Source organism: Deinococcus aquiradiocola, from assembly GCF_014646915.1.
In the GTDB taxonomy this organism is placed as follows: domain Bacteria; phylum Deinococcota; class Deinococci; order Deinococcales; family Deinococcaceae; genus Deinococcus; species Deinococcus aquiradiocola.
This window is the reverse complement of the sequence record NZ_BMOE01000017.1, coordinates 44,006-54,588: the sequence shown is the minus strand read 5'-3', so window position 1 is coordinate 54,588 and position 10,583 is coordinate 44,006. Positions and strand designations below refer to the sequence as shown.

The window sequence follows — 10,583 nt, the reverse complement described above, 5'->3', positions numbered from 1 at the left end:
AGGAATCGCCACAACCGGTCCAGCACGCTCTGTTTCAGGATGCCCAACCGGAGTCGCTCGTTCGCCTTCGACTTCAGTGGTGCCCGATTCAGCAGGGCGTCCAGGCGCAGGGTGAGGCACTCACCCTGCTGCGCGTACTCCTCTCGCGTACACACGCCCGCTCTCACGTTCCGGTGCAGTCGGATGCCGTCCCGGAAGACCTGTGCGACCCGCTGCCCGTACAGCTCTCCCCGCCCAGGTCGACCCTGCTCTCCAGCGGCGACATCATCCGCGTTGCGGATCAGGTGCGCCAGGCACTTCTGCTGCTGGACGTCCTGCAGGAAGCGGCTGTCATAGGACGAGGAGCGGTCGCTGACCAGCACACCCGCGAAGTTCTGCCCCAGCCCTTCCCGGACTTCCACATTGGTATGCCGCAGGTTCGCGCGGAACACCACGGTGTCTGCACTGCGGAAGGTGCCCACCCAGGCGTTCTGGGTGCCGATCGCCTGGATTTCACGGGTGAGCGGCACGGTCTGCTGGCCCGCTGGCGGCGGCAGATTCAGAAGATGACCGACGAGTACGAGCACGCCCGACGCTACGAAGATGAACTGCTGCGGGGCCGGTATCTGGTGGTCGTCCACGTCAGCCACGAGGAACAGGCCCCGCGGGTCTGCCACCTGCTGCGGTCGCACGGCGGGCACTTCATCCACTACTACGGGCCGTACATCGTCCAGCAGTTCTGCCCGGACCTGGACGCCTGAGACAGCGAGATGCCGACCAGGATGACTGAACGCATGACGGGAGCGGCCCAGATCCGGGTGATGATCGTCGATGACCACGCCCTGTTCCGCCAGGGGGTCGGGCGTCTCCTCGAAGCCGCTGGGATGAGGGTGATCGCCGGGGCCAGAGATGGCCGGGAAGGAATCCGGTTCGCGGCCAGTCTGCGCCCGGACGTGACGCTGATCGACCTGGAGATGCCTGGTCTGAGCGGCGTGCAGACCATCCAGGCCACCCTGCAGGAGCGGCCCGCGAGCCGCATCATCGCCCTGGCGTCGTCTGTTGATCCATTCCAGTCGATCCGGGCACGGGAGGCGGGCGCGAAGGGGTGCCTCACCAAGACAGCCAGAGGGGACGAGCTGGTGAGTCTGATCCGGCGGGTTCATGCGGGTGAGCCGGTTCTGGACGTCACGCGGCCCAAGAGGGTGGCTTTTCCAGACACGGCACTGAGCCTCCGGGAGTGCGAGTTGCTGCGGCTGGTGGCCGAGGGCCTGGGAAACCACGAGATCGCTGTACGCCTGAGCGTGTCCGAGAAGACCATCCGCAACCGCATGTCGCAGACGTTCGCCGCCCTCAAGGTGCACAACCGCACACAGGCTGCCGTGTACGCCCTCAGAACGGGCATCGCGGTGCTGCACTGAACCCGCACGAGCGCCGTGATGTGGGCGTTCAGCGTATCGGGATGGTCCACAGGTGCCCGCTCGGCTGTGCTGCCACCGGCTCACCCCGAACGACGACCAGCATCTTTCCATCTGCACTCCAGGCCGGAAAACGGTGTGGATCACCTGCGGTGACCTGCTGACGGTCCGTGCCGTCCATCTTCATCACCCAGACCTGGGAGGTTCCGGAGTGGGTACACGAGAACGCCACCCACTGCCCGTCCGGCGACGGGAACGGGGTGACATAGGCGGTTCCCTCGTCTTCAGGGCTGAGGCAGACCCGCCTCGCTCCGGGCCCGGTGGGCTGGAGGTAGATCAGGTTCTTCCCGTCTTCCTGAGCGTGGTACACGAACGAGCCGGCATCCGGGAGCAGCCAGGGCTGATCCTGCACGCCCGCTGTGTTCGTGAGCTGGATGGTGTTTCCGTCGGCGTCGCGCTGATGCACATGAAACGTCTGCCCCTCCGTCTGCTGGAAATACAGCAGCGTCCGCCGGTTGGTGGCGGCGACACTTGGACCGTAGCAGGCCTTGGGAGACTCCACCAGCAGCGTCACGGTTCCGTACGGCAGGTTGCAGCGCCAGAGGGCCGGTCGCCCGCTCCGGTCACTGACGAAGGCGAAGTCGTTCAGGCCGAAGAAGGCCGGACGCCCGGTGGCGTTGGTGCCCGGCAGGTTGCAGAGCGTCAGCTCGGTCAGCTCCGACCCGTCCGACAGCACCTGATAAAGACCGCGCGTTCCCCCCAGCAGGCGCTCGAAGACTACGCCAGCGCTGTCTGGCGTCCAGTTCGGGCGGACGTCCACGCCAGGCCCGGAGGTCAATTGGATGGCGGGGCCGAAGGTAAGCGGGGTCATGGGTCAAGCCTAACGGCCAAGGGCTGCCGCAGGGTTGGGTTCCCTTCCTCCAGTCTCTCTGGTCAGTGGTCAGGCTGTTTCACCAGCAGGCAGGGGCCCCTCACCGTCAAGTGAGGGGCCCCTGCCTGCATGTCTCTTCCTCAGCCCTTGGCGAGTTTGACGGGCGCGCAGATCGGAACCGCCGAGGGGTCGCTGGCGTAGTGCACATTGATGTACGCGCCTTTGTCGCCCTCGATCTTGACCTGCTCGGTTTTCACCGTCACGCTGGCATTCCCGCTGGCGTCTGCCGTGAAGTTCGGGAAGCCCACCGTCACCGGGCCGTTTGAGGCGCAGGGGTTGGTGCTGGAGTCCGGCCCAAAGGCGTGGTAGTGGGCGATGTACGCCTTGCCAGGCGTCAGGCCGGAGAGGCTGAGCACGGTGGTGACCATGCCGCCGCCCGACTCGGACGCGACGGCATTGCCGACTGCATTCGGATCAGCTTGGTTGGGGTTGTGCTTGAACAGGTAGGTGGTCGGCAGGCCAAACAGCGCGCAGGAGCCGAGCAGCAGGGGGCCAGCGATACCGAGTAATACGATCTTGTGTCCCATCATGATGTCCTCCGTGGTGCGAGTGTGCGTTGACGCCGCCTCAGCGGTTGGTCACAGTGATTGTGGCACTCATGCCTTCATGGTACGAGCAGTAATAGGTGAAGGTTCCAGGGGTCTTGAAGGTGTAGCTGTAACTCTCGCCGGGCTGGAGATCGGCAGAGTGAATCCCCGGCAGATCAACCGACAGCACGTTGTGCGTGACCTTCCCGGTGTGGAGCCAGGTGACGGTGGTGCCAGCTGCCACCGAGAGAGCGGCGGGCATGAAGAAGTTGTCACCGATCTTGACGGTCTGCTGGAGCGCGGCGGGCACCGCAGTGGTCGTGCTCTGGGCCGCCTGGGCCTTCCCAGTCTTCAGCACCGACGCGCAGAGTGGAACCACTGCCAGATTCGCGGCGGTATGGACATTGACATAAGCCCCGAGCGTGCCCTTGATCCGCGCCGGATCGGCCCGCAGCAGCACCGTGGCCTGACCCTGCGCATTGGACCTGAAGGCCGGGAAGCCGAGGGTGATGGGACCGTTGGAGGCGCAGGGGTCGCTGCTGGCCGCGCCCAGGGCGTGGTAGTGGGCCACGTACGGGGTGCTGGGCGTCAGGCCGCGCAGGGTCAGCACCGAGATGGAACTCGTGGGACTCAGGGTGCGAACGGTCAACTGACCGGAACCACCGCTGGTGGGCGTGATGGCAGCCTTGAAGGGGAAGGTCAGGGTGGGCGTGGCCGCCGCGCCCGCACTGCTCAACAGGAGCGCCGAAGCCAGTACTGAATTCAAACGGAAAAAGCGTGCCATGGTGTTCCTCCAGGGTCAGGGACAGAGTGAGATCGTGAGCGTATGGCTCGAATGAAGTTTCGCTTACGGAATCTGAGTGATTACGGCACCACCTCTTGGATACGTCGACATTAAACTATTGATATCTCCGGCTTTGTGGGATTCCACAAGAGTTGGAACGGAAAACGGCGCTAAACCCGGGTAGACTGGAGGTCAGCGGCACAGCTTCCATCCGGAGGATGAACGTGCCAGCTGACCCTCACCGAGAAGCCCCCGGGATGCCAGTCCGGGCGAAGCTCCGCGTCCCAGCGCCCGGCCAGCTTCTGAACCAGGGCCAGCCCCAGGCCATTGCCCGTCACCGCCTGAAGCGCAACCCCCCGCTCGAACGGCCGCAGGAGACGCGCCCACTGCGTCCCGTCCGGCCCGGACTCACTGTCCTCGATCTCGAGGACGCCGCCGCTCACCCGGACCCGCACCCGCGAACCGCCGTACTTCAGGGCGTTCTCCAGCAGGTTCTGCACGACCTGCTGCACGCCGGGCATCTCCGCCTGGACCCAGCTCTCCTCCACGTCCAGCTCCAGCCGCTTCCCGGCCGCTAGGAACGCCTCCCGCTGCGCCTCGGCACTGCTCAGGGCCACCGCCCCCAACTCGACAGGCATCAGGTTCAGCGGCGCGTCACTGCGCGCCAGGTCGAGAAGCCCCTCGCTGAGCCGCACCAGGGCGTTCACGCGGTTGCGCATGACCGACAGGGTCCTGAGGTACGTCTCGTTATCCCGAGGCCGTTCCAGCGCCAGGTCAAGGCGGCCCTTCAGGGCGGTCAGCGGCGTGCGGAGTTCATGCGCCGCGATGCGGGCGAATTCCTTCTCCCGGTCGATCATGCCTGACAGGTGATCGAGCATCAGGTTCACGGTGGCCGTCAGCCGCGCCATCTCATCCGACCCCGGCGCCTGCGGAACGCGCTCCAGGTACTGGCCGCCCTGCGCGATCCGGCGCGCCGTGCCGACCACCTCGTCCACCGGACGCAGTGCCCGGTCCGCCAGGACGTACCCGGCCGCGCACGACACCGCCACCATCAGCAGACTCCCGACCGTCAGAATCCGCCCGAGCGTTTCGAGGACCTCGGTCAGGGTGTCGCTGGGCCGCGAAACCCGCAGCAGCAGGTCCGCCCCGACCGGCAGCGTCAGCACCCGGCGCTCACCGCTGCTGCGCAGTCCAGGCGTCAACGGCAACCGCCGGACCGGACCGTGCAGACCGACCGTCTGAATCACGGTCCCACTCCCGGTGAGCAGTTCGATGCTCAGGTCCCCGGCAGGCCGGAGTTCCGGAGCCAGAAACACCCGGCCCTGTCCCGTCTCGATGCTGGCGCGCGCCACGCTCGCCGTCTCCTGCAACGTACGGTCGAGTGAGCGCTGCAGACTGCTGCGGGCCGTCACATACACGCCCAGCGCCCCCAGCAGAATGCACGCGCTAAAGATCAGCGCGTACCCGAAGGTGAGCCGCGCCCGCAGGCTGCCGTGCGGAACCAGCAGCCGGAACGCACCTGCCCCCGGAGACGGGAACCTCATGCCGGGTCGCCTGAAATGCGGCCCAGGCGGTACCCGTGCCCCCTCTCGATCAACGTCTCGTGCGTCTTGCGCCGCACGGTGCTGACGTACACGTCGATCACCTTCAACTCCACCCCGCCGTCACCACCCCACAACCGGTCAACGATCTCCTCCCGCGTGAAGGCACGCCCGGGATGCATCGCCAGCAGTTCGAGCAGCATGAACTCCCGCCGGTTCAGGTCGGTGCGCCGGCCCTCCCGGTACAGGTCACGGCCGCTCAGGTCGAGCGTGAAACCGGCCGGCAGCGCCACGACATTCTGCGGGTGACCACTCACACGGCGCAGCAGCGCCCGGATCCTGGCCCGCAACTCCCCGAAATCAAAGGGCTTGGTGAGGTAATCGTCCCCGCCCGCGTCGAGTCCCTCAATGCGGTCCTCCACCGTGCCGCGCGCCGTGAGGTACAGCACCGGCGTCGTCAGCCCGTGCCGCCGCAACTGACGCCCGAGCTGAAATCCGGCGTCCGCTCCTTCCGGCAGCATCACGTCCAGGATCAGCAGCCCGTACGGGAACAGCCGGGCGAGCTCCCCGGCCTCGGCGGCCGTGCCGGCCACGTCGCACTCGTACCCCTCCTCCGCCAGACCGTCGCTCAGCAGATCCGAAATGAACGGGTCATCCTCCACGATCAATACCCTCACGCGGCATGCTCCCCGTCACGGACGGCACCTGGACGGTACACGCCGTACACGCCCAGCACCCAGGCGACGCCGCTCAGCCACCCCGCCAGCACGTCCGTCGGGTAATGCACGCCCAGGTCGATGCGTGACCAGCCGACCGCCAGCGTGAAGAGCGTGCCGAGCACCACCGCCGGCCAGCGCCAGCGGGTGTTCCAGACGAGCAGCATCAGCGTGGTCACGAACGCCGCACTGTACATGCTGTGCCCGCTCGGGAACGACGCCCCGCTCTCCTGCGCCAGGCGGGGCCAGAGTTCCGGTCTTGGACGGTGGAAGGCGAGCTTCATGACGCCATTGAGCGCCGCGGCGCCCAGGACTGCAACCACGAAGAAGCGCGCGGACCGGTGCGAGCGCCGCCAGAGGACCAATGCCAGCACGGCGCTCAGCGGCGCGATCACCTGAATCCCGCCGACGACCGCCAGCGTCAGGGCGATCCGGTCCAGGGTGGGGGTGCTGTGCGCGTGCAGCCACAGCATGAACGGGGACTCGAACGCGAAACGCTGCCGCTCCAGGACGTCCTCCCCGAGCGCCCCGACGACGAGCAGCGGCAGCAGGATCCCCAGCAGCAGCCGCACCAACGCCGCCGGACGGATGCGATCGATGAACGGACGCGGAGAAGCGGACATTCCCGGAGTCTGATCAGCGCCCGTAAAACGTGGGTATACCCGGCCACCCCCAGCCATGACAAGCGTATACGGGGGTTTAACTCGCCGTTCATACACTCCCCCCGAACAGGAAGAAGACGCACCCGGACCCCACCGGACCCGGAGCACCAAGCCGGACCGACCGCCCGGACACCCCCCACGCACGGCACCCACGGAGGCCACCCATGACAACAGAAACCGCACGCCCACCCTCCACCCTCCGGACCATGCTCAGCAAGGTCCCCGAGGTCACGGTCTTCTTCTGGATCATCAAGGTCCTGTGTACCACGGTCGGCGAGACTGCCGCCGATTACCTGAACACCACGCTCAAGCTGGGCCTCACCGGCACCACGCTGGTGATGGGCGTCATGCTGGCCGCCGTGCTCGTCTGGCAGTTCCGTCTGCGCCGCTACGTGCCGGGCGTGTACTGGCTGGCCGTGGTGCTCGTCAGCGTGGTCGGCACGCTCATCACCGACAACCTGACCGACCACTTCGGTGTCAGCCTCTGGACCACCACCATCGTCTTCGCCGCCGCGCTGGCCGCCGTGTTCGCCCTGTGGTACCGCAGCGAGAAGACCCTCTCCATCCACAGCATCCTCACCACCCGCCGGGAAGTCTTCTACTGGCTCGCCGTGCTGTTCACCTTCGCGCTCGGCACGGCCGCCGGCGACCTCGTCGCCGAGCGCCTCGACATCGGGTACTGGCGGTCCGCCCTGCTGTTCGCCGGACTGATCCTGCTGGTGGCACTGGCGCACCGGTTCCTGAGACTGGGAAGCATCCCGGCCTTCTGGGCGGCGTACATCCTCACGCGTCCACTCGGGGCGTCCATCGGCGACTACCTCTCACAGGACAAGGACGCGGGCGGTCTGGCCCTGGGAACGATGGGGACCAGCGCCATCTTCATGGCGGCCATCCTGGCCGTCGTGGTGTACCTGAGCGTGACGCGCCGCGACCAGCTCCAGGCGTCCGACGCGGCCTGACCGCGCCGTCGATCGGGACACCTCTCCGTCCACGCTCACCCCTCAGGCGGAAGTCCCACTGAAGATACAGATCCGCTGCTCACCCGCCCGGTCGGCACAAACCACCTGACTTGAAGAAGTCGGACAGGGCAACAGATCTGCACAGATGAACATTCAGAACCCAATACAGGAGCTGCTCCTGTATTGGGAAAAAGGACTCATCAGAGCAAACGGCATGGTTTCCAGCTCCTCCAGACACAAGGTGGCAAAGTCATGCGCTGAGGAACGGTGGCTTCCGTTCCGGAAGATCACGAACGCACGGCAGTCACACCTGCCGTCATGGCGCGCGCGACCGTCCACTCTGCTGGAACGCATGTCGTCGTCCGACCCCGTCCCCTGCGAGGAGTCCACCCACACCGCGGCCCCCGTCCACCATGAGGCGCCCCCACTCCCCCCCGACGTCAGCGGCACCGTCGCCTTCTACGCCGCACACTATCTCCCGGACGGCCGCAAGACGCACGACGTCCGGTCCGGTCCCGTGGACACGCGCCTCCCGCTCGCCAGCGCGTTCAAGACCATGCTGCTGTACACCGTCCTCCAGCAGGTCGACGATGGCCACCTGCACCTCGACCAGCAGTTCGAAACCACCGACGCCAACCAGAGCATCGAAGCGTTCCCCCCGGACCGGATCAACACCCTCGACCGGCTCGCCGAACTCACCATCCGCAACTCCGACAACACCGCGAGCGACATCCTTCACCTGGCCGCCGACCCCGCACGCGTCGCCGAACGGACGACGCAGCTGAGCCCCTGCACCCACATCCACCTCACCACCAAAGCCTTCTGGGCCGCCATGAGCGGCCTCATCCCCGAAATCATCGACCCGTCCACACCGGAAACGCTCAGGAGCAGTGCGCGCACCTTCGCGGCGCTCCCCGCCCAGGAGAAGCGTGACGTCGCGGCCCGCATCAACACCCTCGCGCAGGGTGTGCATCAGCAGGCGGTGTACGACGGCCTGGACACGTACTTCAACGGCGCGAACTATCACCCGGAGAACGACGTGTCCCTCCTCAACAGCAGCACCGCACGCGCGTACAGCGACCTGCTGTCCAGGCTGTTCCTGCAGTCGACGCTGAAGCCGGCGACCCGGGCGCGTTTCCGGGAGATCATGGCGAGCGGGTGCTGCACGAAACCCACGGAAGGGGTGCCGTTCCCGTACACGTACTGGGGCGCGAAAGCGGGCAGCGGGTGGCGGCTGCTGACGATGACCGGCTTCATGGAGTTGCCGGACGGTTCTGGGATCGCGTACACGTACGTGAACCACGAGAGTGACGTGCAGGACGCCGAGGAGATCGAGGGCCAGTTGCGCCCGGTCCTGAACTGGATCGTGTCGGCCGTGACCCCGCTCGCGGAATCCACCGGCACGCCCTGATCACGGGAACGAACCGGGGGCCTCGCAAGCGAGGCGGCTGCCTTCCTCCTCGTGTCTTTCTGCACCCTGCAGGCCGGGAATGCTGGCGGTGGTGCCCCAAGGTCGCCTTTCAGGACCCAGGCGCTGATCTTCGAGGACATCCCGCGGGAAATCCTCCCTCCGCTCAGAACTGATCCCGTCGAACAGGAGGCGGCTGAGGGACGGCGCGATGGAAGCGGACACGGACAACCAGCGGGAAGCGTCGCGGGCGGTACAGGCGTCTATCCGGCATCAGGGGTGCCCGGTCGAATTCGAACGAGAACGCGTGGGCTTCCACCGGGTGCCGCGGGCTCCAGTTCTTTTCCTGCGCCAGGAGCAGCCTGAGGTCAGGTGAGCCGGTGCTGAGCGTGTGCCCCCAATCAACAACGACATTCTTGCTGTCAGGAGAAAAAGATGAAACGACTGGTTCTGTTTTCAGGCCTCGCCCTGCTCGCACTGACGAGCTGCAACACCCTCTTCGCCACGCACTCGCTGTCGGCGGTGTTCGTGGCGTACGCGCCCTCGGGAAGCTGCCCGGACCTGTCCATCACGAACCACGGCCGGGACAGCGTGTCCTTCCTGACGGCAAACACCAGCGTCTCGGTCGACCCCGGCATGAGCCGACCGCTCGCCCCCATCCTGGGCGGCGAGACCATCGGCGGGAGGTACCCCATTAACGGGGGAACACTCACGAGCAGCGACCCTTACTCCTACGATTTCGGCTTCAAATGCTCACCGAATACCCCTGAAGTGAGAGGGACGTACCGCAGCTTCGCGACCATCAACATCAAGGAAGACCCGTCCATCCCGAGTGGCCTCTCCATCACCGTGAAGGAATTCGATCCCTCGGTCCGCCCGTAAATCAAAGAAGCAAAGAAGCATGGTCTCTTGCCGACATGTCACCGCTCACCTGGACCCGCATGGCCCGCCCGGCACCGCGGCCACCTGCATTCGAGCTCGGACCAGGAAGCCATGCAGCCATGCTACGCCGTGGTGAGAGGAGTCCGCGCTGTCTTCGCCAAGACAGTCGGTTGAGGCTATAACGCGCACACGGTCTTCAGCACAGGTGTGCCGTACTCGTCCACCTCGTCCACCACGCGGCGGCCGCCCACATGGCCACCGAACAGTTCCTGGATCTCAGGGGGTGTCGGTGAACCGGTAAGCGCCGCCCACGTTCACCTGCTCCACGATGCCCGTCTGCTCCAGATGGAGGACGTAGGCGCGCAGCACCTCAGGTTCGTGCCAGATCCCGAACTCGGCTTCATGGCCCTCCGCAAGCTGAGCAAGGGCCCAGGGATCGAAGTGGTCCATGTTGCGGTCAGCCCACCAGTCCCACTTCACCGTGTAGTTATTCAGGGTGGCCGTGAAACCCAGGCCGTGGTGGTGGAAGGACAGCCCTGGCAGTTCTCCTGCCCAGGGTAAACGGTCGTCCCAGACATCCTCGATGTGCGAAATACCGTATTGAGCTTCGATGCGGCCCACCACCTCCCGAACCAGCGCGTGATAGTGATCGACGAGCGCACGAAACGCCACCAGGTCGGGAGGGAACGACATGGTGGCAGTGTCGCACAGAGGCTGAACGTGGTCATCCAGCTGGCCGGGAGGGGCTGGGCCGCACGAGCGCCCGCTCAGTCCCCTGC

At 66.1% G+C, this 10,583-nt stretch carries 13 protein-coding genes; 5 read left to right on the top strand and 8 right to left on the bottom strand.

Annotation, left to right across the window (positions count from 1 at the left end):
- The coding region (locus IEY33_RS17130; RefSeq protein ID WP_229671118.1) for an IS66 family transposase at positions 1-566 on the bottom strand (566 nt) is incomplete at its 3' end.
- On the opposite strand from IEY33_RS17130, the gene IEY33_RS17125 reads away from it, so the two are divergent.
- Both IEY33_RS17125 and IEY33_RS17120 read left to right on the top strand, forming a co-directional pair.
- A complete protein-coding gene (locus IEY33_RS17125) occupies positions 546-740 on the top strand; it encodes a hypothetical protein (RefSeq protein ID WP_188964509.1) in 195 nt (64 codons plus the stop codon). The genes IEY33_RS17130 and IEY33_RS17125 overlap by 21 nt on opposite strands.
- A gap of 21 nt (positions 741-761) precedes the next feature.
- The gene (locus IEY33_RS17120; RefSeq protein ID WP_229671117.1) at positions 762-1,397 is read left to right on the top strand and encodes a response regulator; all 636 of its coding nucleotides are present in this window, start codon (positions 762-764) and stop codon (positions 1,395-1,397) included.
- 28 nt (positions 1,398-1,425) lie between these two features.
- On the opposite strand, the gene IEY33_RS17115 is transcribed toward IEY33_RS17120, so the two are convergent.
- From IEY33_RS17115 to IEY33_RS17090, 6 genes are all read right to left on the bottom strand, one after another.
- Complete coding sequence (locus tag IEY33_RS17115; RefSeq protein ID WP_188964507.1) at positions 1,426-2,265, bottom strand: TolB family protein; 840 nt, start codon at positions 2,263-2,265, stop codon at positions 1,426-1,428.
- Positions 2,266-2,405: 140 nt separating this feature from the next.
- A complete protein-coding gene (locus tag IEY33_RS17110; RefSeq protein ID WP_229671116.1) occupies positions 2,406-2,855 on the bottom strand; it encodes a CHRD domain-containing protein in 450 nt (149 codons plus the stop codon).
- 37 nt (positions 2,856-2,892) lie between these two features.
- The gene (locus IEY33_RS17105; RefSeq protein ID WP_188964506.1) at positions 2,893-3,636 is read right to left on the bottom strand and encodes a plastocyanin/azurin family copper-binding protein; all 744 of its coding nucleotides are present in this window, start codon (positions 3,634-3,636) and stop codon (positions 2,893-2,895) included.
- A gap of 170 nt (positions 3,637-3,806) precedes the next feature.
- Positions 3,807-5,180, bottom strand: a complete 1,374-nt coding sequence (locus IEY33_RS17100) for a sensor histidine kinase (protein WP_229671115.1) — start codon at positions 5,178-5,180, stop codon at positions 3,807-3,809.
- Positions 5,177-5,854: a response regulator transcription factor gene (locus tag IEY33_RS17095; RefSeq protein WP_188964505.1), complete on the bottom strand. Its 678-nt coding sequence runs from the start codon at positions 5,852-5,854 to the stop codon at positions 5,177-5,179. Before IEY33_RS17095 ends, IEY33_RS17100 begins: the two co-directional genes overlap by 4 nt.
- Complete coding sequence (locus IEY33_RS17090) at positions 5,851-6,516, bottom strand: phosphatase PAP2 family protein (protein WP_229671114.1); 666 nt, start codon at positions 6,514-6,516, stop codon at positions 5,851-5,853. Before IEY33_RS17090 ends, IEY33_RS17095 begins: the two co-directional genes overlap by 4 nt.
- 245 nt (positions 6,517-6,761) lie before the next feature.
- On the opposite strand from IEY33_RS17090, the gene IEY33_RS17085 reads away from it, so the two are divergent.
- The 3 genes from IEY33_RS17085 to IEY33_RS17075 all read left to right on the top strand — a co-directional run bounded on the left by IEY33_RS17085 (position 6,762) and on the right by IEY33_RS17075 (position 9,804).
- On the top strand, positions 6,762-7,514 hold the full coding sequence (locus IEY33_RS17085) for a COG4705 family protein (protein ID WP_188964503.1): 753 nt from the start codon (positions 6,762-6,764) through the stop codon (positions 7,512-7,514).
- 352 nt (positions 7,515-7,866) lie between these two features.
- Complete coding sequence (locus IEY33_RS17080) at positions 7,867-8,925, top strand: serine hydrolase (protein WP_188964502.1); 1,059 nt, start codon at positions 7,867-7,869, stop codon at positions 8,923-8,925.
- Between the two features lie 432 nt (positions 8,926-9,357).
- Complete coding sequence (locus IEY33_RS17075) at positions 9,358-9,804, top strand: hypothetical protein (protein ID WP_188964501.1); 447 nt, start codon at positions 9,358-9,360, stop codon at positions 9,802-9,804.
- A gap of 276 nt (positions 9,805-10,080) precedes the next feature.
- Here IEY33_RS17075 and IEY33_RS17070 read toward each other — a convergent pair whose 3' ends face one another.
- Positions 10,081-10,497 (bottom strand): DUF6896 domain-containing protein, encoded by a 417-nt coding sequence (locus IEY33_RS17070; RefSeq protein WP_188964500.1) that lies wholly within the window; start codon positions 10,495-10,497, stop codon positions 10,081-10,083.
- Positions 10,498-10,583: the final 86 nt, after the last annotated feature.